The organism is Rhodohalobacter mucosus (genome assembly GCF_003150675.1).
In the GTDB taxonomy this organism is placed as follows: domain Bacteria; phylum Bacteroidota; class Rhodothermia; order Balneolales; family Balneolaceae; genus Rhodohalobacter; species Rhodohalobacter mucosus.
The window spans coordinates 32,033-50,358 of sequence record NZ_QGGB01000011.1; the positions used below are offsets into that span (position 1 = coordinate 32,033).

Annotated in this window: 19 protein-coding genes; 7 read left to right on the forward strand and 12 right to left on the reverse strand. The window is 46.9% G+C overall.

Annotated features, from left to right (window positions below):
* Positions 1-8 precede the first annotated feature (8 nt).
* Positions 9-554: an OmpH/Skp family outer membrane protein gene (locus DDZ15_RS15630; RefSeq protein ID WP_109648063.1), complete on the forward strand. Its 546-nt coding sequence runs from the start codon at positions 9-11 to the stop codon at positions 552-554.
* A gap of 316 nt (positions 555-870) precedes the next feature.
* Here DDZ15_RS15630 and DDZ15_RS15635 read toward each other — a convergent pair whose 3' ends face one another.
* On the reverse strand, positions 871-1,983 hold the full coding sequence (locus DDZ15_RS15635; RefSeq protein WP_109648064.1) for a vWA domain-containing protein: 1,113 nt from the start codon (positions 1,981-1,983) through the stop codon (positions 871-873).
* Positions 1,984-2,114: 131 nt separating this feature from the next.
* Here DDZ15_RS15635 and DDZ15_RS15640 point away from each other — a divergent pair, with 131 nt between their 5' ends.
* Entirely contained in the window at positions 2,115-2,759 is a 645-nt protein-coding gene (locus DDZ15_RS15640; protein ID WP_109648065.1) for a ribonuclease HII, read from the forward strand.
* On the opposite strand, the gene DDZ15_RS15645 is transcribed toward DDZ15_RS15640, so the two are convergent.
* The 11 genes from DDZ15_RS15645 to DDZ15_RS15695 form a co-directional block, all read right to left on the reverse strand.
* A complete protein-coding gene (locus DDZ15_RS15645; protein ID WP_109648066.1) occupies positions 2,756-4,006 on the reverse strand; it encodes an FtsW/RodA/SpoVE family cell cycle protein in 1,251 nt (416 codons plus the stop codon). The two genes, DDZ15_RS15640 and DDZ15_RS15645, sit on opposite strands and share 4 nt — an antisense overlap.
* Positions 3,999-5,864, reverse strand: coding sequence for a penicillin-binding protein 2 (mrdA, locus tag DDZ15_RS15650; RefSeq protein WP_109648067.1), 1,866 nt, complete (start codon positions 5,862-5,864; stop codon positions 3,999-4,001). The genes DDZ15_RS15645 and mrdA overlap by 8 nt, the downstream gene beginning before the upstream one ends.
* Positions 5,865-5,912: 48 nt before the next feature.
* Positions 5,913-6,389: a rod shape-determining protein MreD gene (mreD, locus tag DDZ15_RS15655; protein ID WP_109648068.1), complete on the reverse strand. Its 477-nt coding sequence runs from the start codon at positions 6,387-6,389 to the stop codon at positions 5,913-5,915.
* Entirely contained in the window at positions 6,386-7,213 is an 828-nt protein-coding gene (gene mreC, locus DDZ15_RS15660; RefSeq protein WP_242979069.1) for a rod shape-determining protein MreC, read from the reverse strand. The genes mreD and mreC overlap by 4 nt, the downstream gene beginning before the upstream one ends.
* 16 nt (positions 7,214-7,229) lie before the next feature.
* The gene (locus DDZ15_RS15665) at positions 7,230-8,294 is read right to left on the reverse strand and encodes a rod shape-determining protein (protein ID WP_109648069.1); all 1,065 of its coding nucleotides are present in this window, start codon (positions 8,292-8,294) and stop codon (positions 7,230-7,232) included.
* 101 nt (positions 8,295-8,395) lie between these two features.
* Positions 8,396-9,973, reverse strand: coding sequence for a bifunctional phosphoribosylaminoimidazolecarboxamide formyltransferase/IMP cyclohydrolase (gene purH, locus DDZ15_RS15670; protein WP_109648070.1), 1,578 nt, complete (start codon positions 9,971-9,973; stop codon positions 8,396-8,398).
* A gap of 3 nt (positions 9,974-9,976) precedes the next feature.
* Complete coding sequence (purN, locus tag DDZ15_RS15675) at positions 9,977-10,564, reverse strand: phosphoribosylglycinamide formyltransferase (RefSeq protein ID WP_109648071.1); 588 nt, start codon at positions 10,562-10,564, stop codon at positions 9,977-9,979.
* 95 nt (positions 10,565-10,659) lie between these two features.
* Positions 10,660-11,787 (reverse strand): AI-2E family transporter, encoded by a 1,128-nt coding sequence (locus DDZ15_RS15680; RefSeq protein ID WP_109648072.1) that lies wholly within the window; start codon positions 11,785-11,787, stop codon positions 10,660-10,662.
* Entirely contained in the window at positions 11,777-12,460 is a 684-nt protein-coding gene (locus tag DDZ15_RS15685) for a regulatory protein RecX (protein ID WP_109648073.1), read from the reverse strand. Before DDZ15_RS15685 ends, DDZ15_RS15680 begins: the two co-directional genes overlap by 11 nt.
* A 135-nt stretch (positions 12,461-12,595) precedes the next feature.
* Complete coding sequence (recA, locus tag DDZ15_RS15690) at positions 12,596-13,648, reverse strand: recombinase RecA (RefSeq protein WP_109648074.1); 1,053 nt, start codon at positions 13,646-13,648, stop codon at positions 12,596-12,598.
* Positions 13,649-13,939: 291 nt separating this feature from the next.
* Positions 13,940-14,869, reverse strand: coding sequence for a sensor histidine kinase (locus DDZ15_RS15695; RefSeq protein ID WP_109648075.1), 930 nt, complete (start codon positions 14,867-14,869; stop codon positions 13,940-13,942).
* Positions 14,870-15,221: 352 nt separating this feature from the next.
* Here DDZ15_RS15695 and flgB point away from each other — a divergent pair, with 352 nt between their 5' ends.
* The 5 genes from flgB to fliF are packed head-to-tail and all read left to right on the forward strand — an operon-like array spanning position 15,222 to position 18,324.
* Entirely contained in the window at positions 15,222-15,572 is a 351-nt protein-coding gene (gene flgB, locus DDZ15_RS15700; RefSeq protein WP_158278745.1) for a flagellar basal body rod protein FlgB, read from the forward strand.
* Positions 15,573-15,601: 29 nt separating this feature from the next.
* Positions 15,602-16,087 carry a flagellar basal body rod protein FlgC gene (gene flgC, locus DDZ15_RS15705; RefSeq protein ID WP_109648077.1) on the forward strand — a complete coding sequence of 162 codons (486 nt, stop codon included), beginning with the start codon at positions 15,602-15,604 and terminating at the stop codon, positions 16,085-16,087.
* Positions 16,087-16,317 carry a hypothetical protein gene (locus DDZ15_RS15710; RefSeq protein ID WP_109648078.1) on the forward strand — a complete coding sequence of 77 codons (231 nt, stop codon included), beginning with the start codon at positions 16,087-16,089 and terminating at the stop codon, positions 16,315-16,317. The genes flgC and DDZ15_RS15710 overlap by 1 nt, the downstream gene beginning before the upstream one ends.
* A gap of 28 nt (positions 16,318-16,345) precedes the next feature.
* Positions 16,346-16,669, forward strand: a complete 324-nt coding sequence (fliE, locus tag DDZ15_RS15715) for a flagellar hook-basal body complex protein FliE (RefSeq protein ID WP_109648079.1) — start codon at positions 16,346-16,348, stop codon at positions 16,667-16,669.
* A gap of 23 nt (positions 16,670-16,692) precedes the next feature.
* Entirely contained in the window at positions 16,693-18,324 is a 1,632-nt protein-coding gene (gene fliF, locus DDZ15_RS15720; RefSeq protein WP_109648080.1) for a flagellar basal-body MS-ring/collar protein FliF, read from the forward strand.
* Positions 18,325-18,326: the final 2 nt, after the last annotated feature.

An 18,326-nucleotide genomic window follows, 5' to 3' on the forward strand; every position in this document is an offset into this window, starting at 1 on the left:
CTATTATCATGAAAAACGCAATCATCTTCAGTTTTGTCAGTCTTATCGCACTTGTTTCCCTGGCGGCTGCCCCGGCAGCATCGGCCCAGGATATGACGATTGGATTTGTTGAACCCAGAGCGATTCTGGAACGAATGCCGGAAATGAGCGCTGTTCGTCAAAGGCTTCAAAACTTTGCAGAACGAAAGCAAAACGAACTGGGAACCAAGGAGCGTGAACTCCAGACTGAAATTGAACTGTACCAGCAAAAGGTAGGAGTGATTTCAGAGACAGCACGTCAGCAGGAAGAAGAGCGGCTTACAGCTCTCGAGACCGAATTTCGTCAATTACAAACCGAGGCTCAGCAGGAACTTCAGCAGCGTCAGGCTGAACTGATGGGTCCGCTTCTTCAGCAGGTACAGGAGGCGATAGATACGGTAGCAGCCAGAAGAGGGCTGGATTATGTCCTGAATCAGACCACATCGAACGGCGATGTAATCATTCTCTATGTATCCCCAAGGGTTCAGGAAGAGTATGACATTACCGATGCCGTTATGCAGGAACTGGGTATCTGATAGTTTCAGTTTACGGTGGAGTTTCACCGGCATACAACTTAAAAGATTAAAAAAAGGCAGTCATAATGGCTGCCTTTTTTTATTCAGGCTGAGATTTTTTCTTGTGTTACTCACGATCTTAAGGCGCAGGGGTGATGGACGATGGACGATGGGTGATGGACGATGGACGATGGTTGATGTTAGAAGTTTCCCGAATTAAAACCTGCCGTTTCCGTTCCGATTTACGTTTCTTACATCTGTAGCCGGATTCACGATGCCCTTCCAACCGCATTCATTTTGCTCTCATTTAGGAATATGCAGATGACTCCGGGTACAGTTATTTCACATTCTTTCTTCGGTTACGGATATAATCCTCAAAAATGTATCCGCCCAGGTCATTAAGCGAAGAATAATAGGCCCTGCCGCTGTTGGCTTCGGTCAGGTCTCTTACAAAATTCTGAAGGTAGGGGTCGCGTGCTATCATGAATGTGGTGATGGGAATCCGGTCTCTTTTACATTTCACGGCTTCATCAAGCACTTTGTTCACAATTTTTCGGTCGAGCCCGAAGCTGTTTTTGTAAAGGCGCCCGCCTTCATGCATGCATGAAGGTTTACCATCCGTAATCATGAATATCTGTTTGTTGGAAAACTTTTTACGCTGCAGAATATGACGTGCTTTTTGAAGCGCATGCAGGGTATTGGTATGGTAAGGCCCAACCTTAAGATAGGGCAGATCTTTAACCTCGATTTCCCAGGCCCCATTGCCGAACGCCACAATATCCAGGGAGTCTTTGGCATAGTTGTTCATGATAAGCTCTGAAAGCGCCATGGCTACTTTCTTCGCGGGCGTGATTCGGTCCTCACCATATAGAATCATGGAGTGGCTCAGATCAATTAACAGAACAGTGGATACGGAGGTGTAGTGATCGGTATTATAGACTTCCAGATCGTCCTCACGCAGATCAAACTTATCCAGACTGCTGTGCTTGAGCATATTCAGCATGGTTCCTGAACTGTCGATGTGTGAAGCGTCATCGCCCGGCCTCCAACTTCGTGTTTCGGGTTGCCGTTCAAGCCCTTTCCCTGAGAATGGGGTTTTATGCTCCCCCTGTCCTCCCTTACTCAGCTGAGTAAAGATTTCCTCAAGGGATTTTCTGCGTATGCTTCGGTCGGTTTTGGCGGTTGGCACCATCACCTGCTGCTCGTCGTCATATCTTATGTAGCCGCGCTCCTGCATCTCTTCTATAAAATCACCTATACCGAAATCTTCTTCAAATCCGTCCGTGATCTGATACTCCTCATCGAGCTGATTGAGCCATCGCAATGCCTGGGAGACGTCTCCTCCCGCTATGGTCAATAGCTCCTGAAACAGATCCCAGAGCGTATCAAATGGGGATTTACCATCCGGGCCGGAGTGTTTTTTATTCCATTCGGTATATTTGAAATGCATAAAGCTGAATCGTTAGCCGGTTCTCAATTCATAGTATTAACATCCGAGCATAACAAATCATTGCATACGGTTCATCTTTTCTTCAAGGAATTATATCTTGGCAGATAGATTTTGAAAAATAATTTTCCTGAATGGACAGATACCGGTTTGAAAAACAGTTATGGAGTGAAGGCTTTCGCCGGATTATGGGGCTCGATGAAGTGGGCAGAGGGTGTCTGTGCGGACCCGTTGTGGCGGCAGGGGTGATTATTCGCCCGGATTATTCGCTTAACCGGGATGTAGCCGACAGTAAAACACTTACAGAGAAGGAGAGGGAGGAGCTGGCTCTTGAAATAAAAGAGGAATCTGAGTTCTGGACGGTTCAGGAGTCAAGTGCCGCTGAAATAGACCGAATCAACATTCTTCGGGCATCACTCCAGGCGATGGTAAAATGTACTAAAGAAACCGGGGCAAATCCCGATTATCTGCTCGTAGATGGCAATCGATTTGTTCCGTCGCTCATCCGGTACAAGTGTGTGGTAAAAGGGGATGACAAGTCAGCATCCATTGCAGCGGCTTCGATTCTGGCCAAAGTGTACAGGGATCGTCTGATGCGAAATCTACATCAGGATTATCCGGTTTATGGCTGGGATACAAATGTAGGTTACCCTACTCAGCAGCATTTTGACGGCCTTCAAAAGCACGGCTATACAAAACATCATCGAAAATCCTTTAAACTGAGAACAGAGAGGCAGTTTATGCAAACGGCATCCAATGAAAATGAACCTCAGAGTTAGCTGTAGATACTGAAGGAGCGTTTGTAGAGGTGGAGATTCAGACAAATGGCAAGCATTATACTGTTCGCCAGAAAAGCATTACCCCCGTAGCTTACAAACGGCAATGGAATTCCCATAATCGGTAGTACGGCTGTAGCACTGCCTATATTAACTACGAAATGCGTAAAAAAGATAAAGGTTACACCTACAATCACCAGCTGAGCAAAAGGGTGTTTGTGGGCTCCGGCCATGTGCAGAAGCCTGAGAAAAAGGGCTGCATAGAGAATCAGAACAAGTCCCGCCCCCAGGAATCCGAACTCTTCACCGATTACACAATAGATAAAATCGGTCCACTGTTCAGGGAGAAAACGGAGTTGAGTCTGGGTTCCCTCCATAAATCCTTTACCGTACACTCCACCTGAGCCAATCGCAGTTTTTGCCTGCAATACGTTCCATCCGGCGCCCTGAGGGTCAAGCGTTGGGTTTACAAAAGCTTCCACTCTGGCCCGTTGATGCGGCAGCAGTATTTCCTGAAGGGCTACTTCTGTTCCGATCACAACAACAATCCCCAAAACAATGGAAGAGACAGTGAGCCAGGTCTGTTTTTGAAGAAGAAAGATGGCAATGATCAGAATGAGGGCGGCAATGGCTCCAAACCATACGTTGATGATGGAAAAATACCCGATCAATGCGGGAGAAATGATAAAAAGTGAAAGTCCGTAGGGAAGCCCGGACCAGAAAAGCACGACGGGGATCAGGGCAGCAATCACGAGTGCTGTTCCCGTATCATTCTGCAGGAGGACCAGCACAGCCGGTACCAGGATGATGGCCACGGTTGTGAGTGCCGTTTTTACATTGCCGACACTCATATTGCGCTTATGTGTAAGATAGTTGGCAACAGCCAGGACGGTAGCCAGCTTCATATACTCACTTATCTGAAGCCTTAAACCGAAAATGGAAAGCCAGCTTCGGCCACCACGTACCTCGATCCCGGCAAAAATAGTAATTACCGCAAGTATCAGACAAAGTCCATAGAATAGGTAGGATACGCCCTGAAAGGTTCTGGGGGAAGTGAACTGTATGGCAATCAGCACAACCACTGAGAGCGAAATCCACATCAGCTGACGGCTGAAGTTATCCTGGATAAAGGACTCCAGAAACTCTGATACAGGGCCCTGAGTTGCGCTGTAAATAGCGATAAGACCGACTGTTGACAACCCCGCCCAGATAAAAAGAACCGACCAGCTGAATTCTCGTGTATCAATCATCGTTCACCTCACTTTCTTCATCCTCACTGTCATCATCCGTCTCCTCATCACGGGGTACGAAGTTAAGTACGTAATTTAGAACGTATTGTCTCTCAACTTGTCCGGTCAAATATTGTTCAATCAGCAATGAGGCGACGGGAGCGGCTGAAATGGACCCATATCCTGAGTTCTCAGTAAGAACCGCAACGGCAATTTGCGGGTTATCGGCCGGAGCGTACGCAATGAACCAGCCGTGATTGCGGCCACGCGGATTCTGAGCTGTACCGGTTTTACCCAATACTTCAATATCATTGAGATTGGCATAAAAGCGGCCGCTGCCTTCGGTAACTGCACCACGCATTCCTTCCCGGACAACGTCGAGATATTCAGGCCGTACCCAATCTATGTGTTCAAGTTGCGGCTCAGTATAGTCAATGCTGCCATCGGGTTGACGTATCTCTGATACCACGTGCGGCTGAACCCTGTAGCCTCCGTTTGCAATTGATGAGACGGCAACCGCCATCTGAAGCGGTGAAGCGGAAACCATTCCTTGTCCGACTCCAAGGCTGATGAGATCTCCGATTCCCCAGTTACGCTCACCGAAATTATTGTTCATGTAACTGCTATCGGGCACAATTCCGGATACTTCAAACGGAAGGTCAACCTGATTGCGCGGGCCAATCCCAAAATCTTGTATAAGGTCTGCCCATTCATTCAGGTGTCCGTTTGTTGCAATTTGGTCCATCATCCAAAAGAAATAGGTATTGCTTGAGAACGTGATGGCACGAGCCAGATCATAGTCTCCCGGCTCGGCGGTATCACCGTAGGCACGCCCCCTGAAATAGGCACCGCTGTTGTAAATACTGGTTTCAGGAGTTATCAGCCCCATGTGAAGGCCGGCTAGTGCCATAAAGGGCTTAAACGTGGATCCCGGAGGCTCTCTTGAGGAGATTGCACGATTAAAGAGGGGTGTCATGGGATCGGAGTTGATACCCTCCCAGTAGTCCTGATCCGTTCGCCCCGCCAGTTTGGAGACATCGTATTGCGGAGAGCTTACAAGGGATAGTATTTCTCCCGTATTCGGATCCATTGCAACCACGCCACCCGATTTGCCCTCCATCAGCCGTTCAGCAAGCTCCTGCAGGGGGGCATCAATGGTGGTAACGAGATTTGCTCCTTTAACCGGCGAAACGTTCAGTTCACCATTATTGTAGGGCCCCAGGCTTTGCCCGTAGGCATTAACTCGAACATAGTCGCTACCCAGTTCACCGCGAAGAAAATCTTCATAGACCATCTCAATTCCGCTTTTGCCAATCTTATCTCCCAGGCGAAGATGTTCCGACTGTTCGTACTCCTCCGGTGTGGCTTCGCGGAGATACCCCATTATGTGGGATGCTTTCAGGTTAAGCGGGTAATTTCGTTTGCTTTCAACCTGATGCCCGATACCCGGCAGCTGCCAAAGGTTCTCCTGAACGGATGAGAACACCTCGAATGAAACTTCAGTAAAAAGACGCGAGGTTCTGTGCCATGAGTACTGCTGAGCTTCGGTAATTTGTTGCCTTACCACCTCCTCATCCATTTGAAGTATCCGGGCAAGGACGGGGACGTTATCCATTTCAAAATTGGCAGGTGTGATGGTAATGGAATAGATAGGCTGATTATCGACCATAATGGTTCCATTTCGGTCAAGTATCAGGCCTCGCGCAGGATGCACCATTTCCAGTCGCAGAGAATTTTGCATACTCAGAGGTGAATACTCCTCATAATCTATAATCTGCAGCTGAAATATCCTGCCAAGCATAACGGTGCAACCGATAAGCACAACGGCCTGCAGTATCCGTATGGATGTTTTCAGATTATTGGGATTTCTGCCTCTCATAGGGTAATGCTAACGATAACTTAATGGGGTATTGGTATTGCAGGGTAACTAAGATTGATCCCGTACAAGATGAAGAAAACTTCCAAGTACGGCTGTAAAGAACGAGCTAAGAAACAGGAGCGACCAGAATACATATGATGTCGCGTAGGTTTCCGTAAAGAAGGAAACTCCCAGAAAAACGAGATTGTGAAAAAAAGCAGCTCCGAACACAATCAGAAAAATCTGCCAGAAAATAAACCTGTTTTCAGAAATACGATTCAGATAGCCGTGTAGTATAAAAACCATCAGGGTTTTTGAAAACATGTTGAGTCCCCACAGGTCTGTCATTCCGTCCTGAAGCAATCCGAATAGTGCAGCAAAAAGGAGGCTCTCCGTTTTAGAACGGCTGGTACACATCCATAAAATGTATACGAGGATGAGATCCGCTTCCGCTCCGAAGATCTGCAGATTCCGGAACAGGACCACCTGTATGAGAACCATACCCAGGCCAAGCAGCAGTATGCGCAGGTTTTCTGATCGAATCAAAACATCTCCATCTGTTCATTTTCCAGTTCAAGTATGGTTGAATCGGGTTCAAATGCCACCACAAATCCCTCCGACATTGTCCACAGGTCAGCATAGGCCCGAAGGGTAATAATCTGGGTTTCAACACCGTCGCCGGGCTCTACCCTTATTACCTCTCCGATTGGAATGCCACCGGGAAACTGGTTACTTGCTCCGGATGTCTGAACCACCTGGCCCGAATCCACCGGAATGGTTTGTGGTACAAACATCATAGTAAGTTCATTGTGTCTATTTTCGGGCCAGGAGACAATACCATAAGCGCGGGACTCCTGGATCTGCGCACTAACCCTGAACATGGAATTGGCATAGGGGAGAACCTGGGAATAGCTGTCGGCTGTTACAATAACTTGTCCAATCAGGCCGTCAGAGTTCGTGACGGGCATACCTACCTTCACGCCGTCGTCGCTTCCCGCATTGATCGTCATCGCGTTATTAACTCCTCTGAGATCTTTTGCCACAATACGGACAGGTATCAGATTCAGTTCGCTTGATTCGCGCAGATCTAGCAGGTCGCGCAGTATCTGGTTTTGCTGCTCAGCAGATCGCATTCTGCTCAATTCGTCCTGAAGAATAACATTTTGACGCTGCAGATAGGTATTCGTTGCGATAGCCTGCCGGTAAATACGAATATTGGACAGCGGCTGCTCTAAATAACTGAGTACAACAATAGAGGCTTTTCTTGCATTTTGGAGACCGCCCTCATGACGGCTGACCATCAGTGCGGATGCAAGAATCAGCAGGATTGCTGTAATGATATAATCTTTTGCATCAGCAAGGCGTCGCATTCGGAATGGTGCGTGGTTAAGAGATTACACTTCGATAGTAGTCGATATCTTCCAGGATTGCACCGGTACCCCGTACCACGGCAGTCAGCGGATCTTCAGCGATATGGACGGGCAGATCGGTTGTTTCCATAATAAGTTTGTCAAGATTTTTCAGAAGTGCGCCCCCGCCTGTAAGCATAATTCCGCGATCGAGGATATCGGCTGACAGTTCAGGAGGAGTCTGTTCCAGCGATTTGGTGATGGCTTCCACAATGGTATTGACGGATTCCGAGATGGCTTCGCGAACATCCTTGGAGGTTACCTGGCGCGTACGAGGCACGCCGTTTACCAGGTCGCGGCCTTTTGTAACCATTTCCAGCTCTTCATCCAACGGTGCGGCTGAACCGATTTCACATTTGATTCTTTCAGCCGTTCGTTCACCGATAAGAAGATTATGATTTCTTCTGAAGTAGCTGATAATATCTTCATTTAATTCATCACCGCCCAGCCTTACGGATTGTGCATACACAATGCCCGAGAGTGCAATAACGGCAATCTCAGTTGTTCCGCCTCCAATGTCCACAATCATGTTACCGACCGGTTCATGTACATCCAGCCCGATGCCGATTGCTGCCGCCATGGGTTCATCCACCAGGTACACTTCCTTAGCACCCGCATGCTCTGCACTGTCTCGAACAGCGCGGCGTTCTACTTCGGTTATACCGCTTGGCACGCAAACCACCATTTGCCGGGTGGTCATATACCACTTCATTTTCACTTTTTTGATCATGCCGCGTATCATCTGCTCTGCTACTTCAAAATCGGCAATGACCCCATCGCGCAGCGGCCGTACGGTACGGATATTTTTATGAGTTTTTTCGTGCATTAACCGAGCTTCATGACCCGTGGCAACCGGTTCGCCCTGGTTATTGAGAGCTACAATGGATGGTTCATTCAGCACGATGCCCTGGCCGCGGGCATGAATCAGCGTATTTGCCGTTCCCAGATCGATAGCGATATCAGTATACAAAAAATCAAAAAGGCCCTTTTTAGTCTGATTTTTTGATGGTTTATTCTTAGAGAACGTATAGGTGTCTGACATCGAAATGAGATACGTTAGATATTAATTTTGGGGCAACGTGAAAAAATAAGAGTTTGATGGCCTATTTGCGAATCAGATCTGCAAAAAACACCAGAATTATATCAGTGCCTGAAATGGCGCATCCCTGTAAATATCATGGCCATATTATGCTCGTTGGCGGCATGTACCACTTCCTCATCCCTGATACTTCCGCCGGGCTGTATAACTGCAGTGGCACCTGCCTTTGCGGCGGCCGTTACGCCATCAGAAAACGGAAAAAATGCATCAGAAGCAATAACGCATCCATCCAGTGACAATCCCTCTTTCAGAGCCTTACTGACGGCTATTTCAGAGCTGTCAACACGACTGGTCTGACCCGTGCCAATACCCAGGGTCTGTTCATTTTTTGCGAACACGATTGCATTTGACTTGACATGCTTTACAATTTTCCAGGCAAACATAAGATCGCTCAGCTCCCGTTGGTCCGCCTTTCGTGAGGTTACTGTTTCGGCGTCATCCACGCCAATGGTTCCCCAATCTGTTTCCTGAACCAATGCTCCTCCAAAGATGGATTTAACATTTTGAGCGCTGTCAGCAGGGGTGGGCAATTTTTTAATGCGTACAAGTCTTCTGTTTTTCTTTTGGGACAAGAAGTCAACCACACCCTTTTCAAATTCTGGCGCCAGGATGATCTCGGTAAAAATCTCATCAATTGCACGGGCTGTTTCCAGATCCAGCGGCCGGTTCACTGCAACGATGCCGCCGAAGGGAGAGACTGTATCTGTGGAGAATGCTTTTTGATAGGATACTGCCAGCGTATCGGCGGACGCAACACCGCAGGGTACCGTGTGCTTGAAGATGGCAGTAGTGGGTTTGCTGTTCCGGAATTCAGACATCAGCCTGAGCGCACTCTCTATATCCAGATAGTTGTTGTAACTCAGTTCTTTCCCATGAAAGCATTCGATGAAATCCTCCTGATTACCGTAAACAGCTGCACGCTGGTGCGGGTTTTCGCCGTAACGAAGTTCTGCATGTTTCGGGAGTGAAATAGAGAGCAGTTCCGGCAATTCCTGTTCATCAATTCTGTTAAAATAGTTGCTTATTGCGGAGTCGTAATCGGCTGTGTGCTGAAAAGCTTCACGCGCAAGAGCAAGCCTTTGATCAAAGGAGATGGCTCCATTTTCTCCAAGTTCGCCCGAAAACGCGTCATATTGTTCAGGAGCCGTGAGTACACAAACATGGGCAAAATTTTTCGCTGCAGCGCGTATCATGGTTGGCCCGCCGATATCGATATGTTCTGTAGCAATAGCGGGTGTAACCGATTGACTCTGAATGGTATTCTTGAACGGATAGAGGTTCACAACAACGAGTTCTATGGGTTCAATATTCATCTTGTCAAGTTCTTCCATATCCGGTTTGTAGCTGGTGCGTGCCAGTATGCCTCCGTGAATAACCGGATGCAGAGTTTTTACACGACCGTCGAGACACTCCGGAAAGCCTGTTATTTCACTCACATCTTTTACGGGCAGCCCTGCTTCACGGATTTTACCCGCCGTACCTCCTGTACTTAACAGCTCAACTCCGTTGTCGTGTAAAACTTTTGCCAGCTCGATGATGCCTGATTTATCTGATACGGATAAAAGCGCTCTGTTAATTTTAAGAGGAGTTTTGGGAAGTGTTGAAAGGGGTTTTAAAGCCACGGTTCAGTTTGAATTTGGATTAAGTAGTTGATTGATTACTTCCGGCAGCAGTTGATGCTCTTTTTCAAGCACCCTTTTCGAGAGTGTTTCAGCGGTATCATCCGGTTTAACAGGTACGCGAACCTGACTTATGATGTCCCCCCGGTCGTACTGCTCGTTAACAAAATGCACGGTACAGCCGCTTTCAGGATCACCCGCTTCCAGTACAGCACTGTGGACACGGGATCCATAAAAACCTTTTCCGCCGTATTTCGGAAGGAGTGAAGGGTGAATGTTGATAATTCTGTTGTGATATTTTCTGACAATCTTATCAGGAATTTTCTTCATAAAACCGGCCAGTATGATCAGGTCCGGTTCCCAGCTTTCCAGATATTCTTCGAGCTGATTTTCGGACTTTTTATGAGGGAGCGAAGGGTCCATTGTTTTGACGGGTATTCCTGCACTTTGAGCCCGTTCTGCAGCACGAATTCCCGCTTTTCCGGCAACCAGACCCGCAATGTTGGCTTGTTTGATCCGTCCGGACTGAATTGCATCAATAATTGCCTGAAAGTTGCTTCCTGATCCGGAAGCCATAACCACAATGTTTTTCACCTTACCGGGGAATTAGAAATGAGCTGATAGATCAGCTGAAATGGGCTGTTGAACCTGGCTGACTGCGGCCGTAAAGATAGGTAAAAGATCCAAGATTATTCAGACTGATTTCTGACACCAGTGGCTGAAGTTTCAGTATTTAGTAAAGTGGGTTGTGAGGCGCTTTTTCTAAAGACAAAATAATTGTTGAAACTCCAGATGATCTGCTTAATCGTAATCTTGATAATGGTTGCAATAGGTATGGCCACAAGCATTCCAAGTATTCCTGCAGTTTGTGCACCGATCAGAATAATAAAAAGGATGGCAACGGGATGGATATCCGCAGATTTCGAAAAAATAAGCGGCTGGAAAACAAGATTGTCAAGTACCTGTGCCGTAAATACAGCAAGAATACACGGAATTACCAGGGAAAAATCGCCGGTTTCAATGATTGCGATTACGATGGATAAAATATAGCCGATGATCGGTCCAAAATATGGGATTGAGTTTGCAACACCGATGGTAATACCTACGGATACGGCATTATTCAATCCTGCCAGGGAGAGAGCAATCCACGACACAATGCCAACCAGTGAACATTGAATGGTAACACTTCGGAAATAGTAGCCAAGCCGTGTTTCTATTTTGTCAACCAGGCTAAGTGCTGTTTCAAAATACTTGTTGGGAACAAGGCTTAAAATATCCCTGCGAATCCTGTACCCGTCTTTCAGGAAGAAAAATGTTGCAAAGGGTATGACCAGAAACGCAGCAAAGAGGTTCGTAAAAATGCCGATCATATTACCGAGAAGGTCTGTAAATCGGCCCATGTTGAAGAAGTTCTCAGCCAGCATTGTAATGTTGTCTCTGAGATAGCCTTCCGGAATAAATTCAAAATTCTCCCTGATCAGTGTCTCTATCTGTGTAGCCACGAAAATAAGGGTGTCGACATTCAACTGCCGGGTTAGGCCGGCCATCTGGTTGGCAATAATTGGTATCACACTGGTAGAGACCCAAATGATAATGAGGATGACAGATGCAAGGGTCACTGTAATGGCAAAGGTTCTGTTCATCCCCGCGGCTTGCATACGGTTTACAACAGGGTCCAGCATATAGCTGAGAAGCATAGCTATAATGGCATAGGCAATCAGATTACTGAAATTATAGGCAATCAGACCAACTGTCACGATAGTGAGAGTGGCGATAATCGTCTTAACAATTTTTTCGAGTGTAATATTATTTAACATCGAACTCGCTTTTAACCCTGTTGATGGCATCGTTTATTTCCCGGTTGTAAAATCCTTTACCGGCGAGATAGCGATACATCTTTTGCCTGCGTTTCATGGGGTCGGTTTCTCTTAGAAAATGAGCTTTTCGCTTTCGAAGTAAATCTACACAAATCCCGTCTTGCTCCAAATTTTCAATAATGTTCTGAGTCACTTTTTCCGAAATGCTTTTTTTTACTCCCTTCCGGAGCAATGCATTCTTAATCTTTAACGGGCCCCATTTTTTTAGTTCCATCTTATCCGCAGCAAATTTTTTTGCAAAACGGTAATCGTCAATTAGCCCCTTTTGCTCAAATTCTTCAATTATCAGGTCTGCGACGGAAGCACGCAGGCCTTTTTGAGTAATTTTTTGCCGCAATTCCATGGCTGCATGATCCCGCCTTGAGAGATAGCGGTAACAGGCATCTTTCACGGATTGGTATTCTTCATCGTCAAGAATCTGATTCAGGAGCTGAGACGTCAGTACCGTTTCTTTTTGGATGTTTTGGGAGAGCAACGTGCCGCCGGAAATACCGATCAGGAAAGTATCATTATGGAAAAGTGAGAAGCGGTCCTTACGTTTTTTTTGAGGAGCAATACCTGTGATTTTGACAGGCAAGAGCTTTTTCAGACGGTCAATTTTTTCATCTTTCATTCAGTACTGAGTGATTTAGAACGAAAAAAATCCGGAATACAGAGTTCTTATAAACAAGGCTGACAGAGCAGGCCGGGCAGTTCCGACTTTGCCCGGTTATCTGCATCGTCAGACAGATTTCTTTCTGCCGTGGATTTACTCTTCAATATCTGCAGGTACCTTCTCCTTGTCCTTCTCTTCTTCCTCTGCTTCCTGCGGCATCAGTTTTTTGCGAACGGTGGATTCAATTTTAGCCGTAAGCTCTTCATCCTCTTCAAGGAACTGCATGGCTGCATCCGTACCTTGTCCGATTGGTTCGCCTTCATAACGATACCAGCTTCCCCGTTTTTCAATGATGTCATATTCTACAGCCAGGTCCAGAATTTCCGATATGCGTGAAATACCCTTGCCATAGAGAATATTAAATTCTACAACCTTGAACGGAGGAGCCACCTTGTTTTTTACAATTTTCACTTTGGTGCGATTACCCAATACGTCATCTCCTTTCTTAATGGAGCCTATTCTGCGGATGTCAATCCGTACGGAGGAGTAAAACTTAAGTGCGCGTCCACCGGTTGTGGTTTCAGGATTGCCGAACATGACGCCTATTTTTTCACGTACCTGATTAATGAAGATGCACGATGTACGGGTTTTGCTCACTACACCGGTGATCTTCCGCAGCGCCTGCGACATAAGCCGTGCCTGCAGGCCCATGTGTGAATCACCCATTTCGCCTTCCAGTTCAGCGCGCGGCACCAATGCAGCCACAGAGTCAATGACGATCACGTCGAGTGCGCCTGAACGGATCAGCGTTTCGGTGATTTCAAGGGCCTGTTCACCGCTGTCGGGCTGAGACACAAGCAGTTCGTCGGTGTTAATTCCGAGGGCGCGTGCATATTTTGGGTCAAAAGCGTGCTCTGCATCTATAAAGGCAGCATAGCCGCCGGCTTTTTGCGCTTGCGATATAACCTGTAGCGCAAGTGTTGTTTTACCGCTGGCTTCAGGACCATAAATTTCTGTTACTCGTCCCCTTGGAATTCCATTAACACCCAATGCATAGTCCACCATAATGGATCCGGTAGAAATCGTAGCGATTTCATTTGTTGCGGAATCTCCCAGGCGCATCACGGTTCCCTTGCCATGTTGTTTTTCTATCTGGCCGATTGCAATGTCAATGGATTTTAGTCGATCGTCTTTAGAAGCTGCCATATGAGGTATTTATGGGTTAAAAAAATGATTTACAGGAAGGTAACCGAGTAGTGTGTCAACATACTGTCATCCCCCCGGAAAGATTTTTCGGGGAGATTTTTCTTCCGTTTAATATATGTTCAATATATGTATGATCCAAAAAATGGCAATCCCTTACAAAATTTTTTTGAGCCGAAAAGGCCGCGGCAAAAATCTGCCTTGGGTTTCAAAATGCAATTCATTCCGGATTGCCTTTCAGAGGTGTGAAAGGTACATAAAATGGTAAGCCGAATACAGTAACGGAAAGTTATTTCATCTGACCTGGAGGCCGTTGATGTAGAACGTGATTGTGTGATCGTTTTGTGAAATAGACCAGCTGAATTCAAGGTGAAGCTTATGGCAAATTTGTTCACACGCAGGAATTCCAAGTCCCAGGTGCAGCGATCGGGATGAGCTGAAAGGAAGCGAAAAATGAGCAGGGTCGGGTGGTGATTCCGGGTTAAAGGAGTTGGTGACAGAGAGTCGTCCGCTATCTGAAAGGCTGATTTGAACCGTGTTGCCGGACGCCTGCAGTGCATTTGACGTAAGCTCGGTAAGCATGGTAAGCAACATGCTGAAATCTGATATGATGTTGAAATTCAAGGGTTTCGGGCTGAATTGGATTCGGTTCCTTTGATCAGACGAAAAACCCGACAAAAGCGAATCCCTGAGCTTTACGGATTCAAACTCTGAAACGTCGGGTTCCTGATCTCTCGCAAATGATTCTGCACGATTAAGAAATCGAAATATCTCATCTATTCCATCACCCATTTTGCGAAGATACTGCAGTTTTTTTTCGTCAGACTCATTCTCACTAATAAGATCGAGGTACCCTCTTGCAGCGGTGAGCGGTGATCGAAATTGATGAACGATCATTTGGGATATCGTGCGGTAGTGGCCGATCAGAAACGGATCGGTGGGACTTTTTGATTTAACGAGTGTCCATTTTGTGACAGACCGCCCACCAAATGTCAGGGTCTCTTTCTGCATTTGGTAAACACGATTATCCGCCTGGCATACCGGGATGCAAGCCGGTATGGAAGTTGGTTTGAAGTATTCTTCAAACTTCTGCTTCGATAGCTTGGGTTCCAGCCTGCTGAATTCCTTTTGAGCAGCGCGGTTCAGGTAAAATTCTTCGGTATCTGTATCGCTGTACAAAACCGGCTGGTGATGATCATCAAAGAGTTTGTCAAAGTCTCCCATGATAATGGGGTATGTTCATAGTTATTACACACAATGCACCTCACCCGTACCCTTGTGAAACACATAGTATGATATCTACCCGCTTCGGGGCAGGATGTTTCGGTTGTGAATTTAAATGAGGGCTCACTAATCGTGAAGCCCGGTACCTAAAGCATGTTTCCTGAATTATCGGTAAAAAATTTAACAAACTTAAACTGAACTTTCTGTAAGAGATAATTTCCGCCCAACGGAAAAAATTACCTGATACCTCAGATTCTCTCACCCTCTGAGATGAAATGAACGGACTTTTTTGAAAATGGCACGGCTGTTGCCTCTACAGGGGAGAATACCGACACAAACCAAATGCCCAGTCATGAAAATGATCGATAACGCACATACCACACTTTTGGCAAAAATGATGGATGTGTACGCATTAAGGAATAAGACCACAGCGGCTAATATCGCCAATATTGATACGCCCGGATACAAACGGCAACGGGTGGATTTTGAAGATCAGCTTGCACAAAAGCTGGATTCCGGATCAATGAACCGGCAGGAGATATCGGAAATGAGGGCAGAGGTAAATCAAACCGATATGAAACCTGAACTGGAAGAGGAACTGATTGAAATGAGCGACACGCAACTCCGTGTTCAGCTGGTTACACGTGCACTAAGGCATAATTATGAGCAGCTCCGAATGGGAATTATAGGGCGTGCAGGCTAATCAAAACAGATTAAACGCAGAAGATCTATATGGACAGACTATTTAGCACATTTCAGACAGCGTCGAATGCACTAGCCATACAAAGGCAACGTGTACAGATTGCTTCGGAGAACCTGGCAAACGCCAATACAACCCGGACCGAGAGCGGTAAAGCATACCGGCCCAAAACGCTTCAAATAGAACGTGCTGAAAATTCGGTATTTGGAGAAACCCTTCGCAGCCGTCTTCAGCTAAAAACCAGCAGCGGTTTGCATATGGGATCATCAGACGCCCCGCTGCGTGGTGAAGGCCCCCAGAGCGCAGCGCCCGAGGCACTTGAAGTGAGCCAGGCCCGATACCGGTATGAGTACGATCCTTCACACCCTGACGCTGACGAAAACGGGATGGTTGAGTATCCTGATGTGGATATGGTGGAGGAGATGACCAGGCTGGTTAGCGCCAACAGGCTTTATGAGGCCAATCTGAGCGTAATTGAGTCAGAAAAAGAAATTATCAAACGATCATTTGAAATCTGATGAGTCAGCCTGCATCCATCAAACCGTCCGGACAATCGCTTCTCAGAACATTCGAAAGGGTTCTGGGAGACAGGGATCCCTCGGCACAGCCAAAGAGGGAAAACGCCGGTGTTCTGAAGCCTGCTAAAAACGCGGAGACACACAAAACGTTCGAGTTTTACGGCCGAAACGGCAATGTGAAGGAAGCTGATCCGTATAGAGCCGGTTCCCGTTTTGATCACACTGTATAAAAATATCAAATAAATAATCACAACCATTATGGCTATAGATCCGATTACCATACAGGCACTACGCCAAAATCCCGCCATGGAAGGCCGCGATCGCATTCAGGAGGTCGGGTTCAACGATTCATCCAATCCTGAAGGAAGTTTTGCTGATATGATTCGCGACGCTGTTCAATCAGTAGATGCCATGCAAAAAGAGTCGGAGACCGGAGTTGAAAATATTCTCGCCGGCAAAGCGGAGAATATTCATGAAGTGATGATTTCCATGCAAAAAGCTCAGCTCAGTTTTCAGCTGATGGTTGAAATGAGGAATAAGGCGGTTGAAACGTATCAGGAACTCAGCAGAATGCAAATTTAAGCACGACCGGAGACTAACCACTCATGAGACAGTTTTTTTTCAATTTTAAAAATTTCTTTCAGCCGCTGAATGCAGCACAAAAAACACTTTTCGGCGTGTTTTCGACAGGTTTGTTGCTGCTTATCGGTATGATTTTTTACTGGGCGCTGACCCCCAGCTACTCCATGCTTTTTGGTTCGCTGGCCCCGGATGCGGCGCATGAGATCGTTGAGGAGCTGAAAACGATGGGAGTTAAATACGAGCTTCAGGACGATGGCCGCACCATAAGGGTACCCAGCGACCGCGTGTACGATTTGCGCCTTCGGTTTGCCTCATCAGGATTGGGCGGAAGCGAATATAAAGGATATGAGCTGTTCGATCAGAATGCACTGGGTATGACCGATTTTATGCAGCGACTGAATCAGAAACGGGCACTTGAGGGAGAACTGGCACGCACGATTAACAATCTTGATCAGGTTGACGATTCAAGAATACATATCGTGCTTCCCGATCGGTCGCCATTTCAGCAGACAGCTGCTGAACCGACAGCATCCGTAATCCTGAATATGAAAGGAGGCCGCAGCCTGGGGCGCGACCAGGTAGACGGCATCAGCTCACTGATCGCAGGTTCTGTAGAGGGGCTTACCCAGGAAAATGTTGTTATTCTGGATCAGCGGGGAAACAGGATTTCCGACAATGTTAGCCCGGAAGCGGACATAGCAGGAAACTCGGCCAACGTTAAGCTGAGAAAGGAGATGGAAGCCTATCTGACGGATAAAGGTCAAACCATGCTCGATCGGGTATTGGGCCCCGGCAACAGCATACTCCGTGTATCCACAGAGCACAATTTTGATAAAATTATACGGGAGTCGAACATCATCGACCCTGAATCCCGCATCATCATCTCGGAAGAGAGAAGATCAACACGGAATGCAGGGACAACCTCTCAGCCCGTTCAGAATGAAGAGGGAGTTGAACCATTTATAGCAAACAATACGGAAGACGAGTCGACGGTACAGCTTCGCAATTATGATGTAACAAAAACAGTGCAGCAGGAGGAGATAGGATCGGGTGAAATTACGCGTATATCAGCGTCGCTGCTTCTGAACCATAAACTGGAGACTTCTGAAAGCGGGGAACAGGAGTATATACCGTACAGTAATCAGGAGCTGAATGAAATTCGTGAGGTGATAGCCGGCGCACTGGGTATTTCAGCAGACAGGGGAGATCTTGTGGCCATCACACAGATGGAGTTTCAGGATCCCTTTATTGAAGACGACACTGCCGGCTGGCTTCCTCAAGCCATTCCATACTCCGAAATCATCAAGTACCTCTTTCTCTCCATCGTCCTCATTGTGGTATCGGTTATGATATACCGCATGTCGAAAAACTTCAGCATCGACTATGATCCGCTAATCGAGAATGGCCGTGATCCGCAAAAAGATGCAATTGCAGGCAGCAGGTCGGGCAGGGAGCTTACCGAGGGTTCGCCTGAATATGAAGACGAGGACGATGACCAGAACGATTTTTACGAGCAGAAGATGAGCAAAGAGGCCCGTCTCAAACTGAAAGCCGCACAGTACCGGACCGATGAAGTGAACAAATTTATCGAGTCGAGTCCGGAACAGGCTGCAAGACTGGTAAGAACGCTTATCAATCAAAATGCAATCCAATAAAC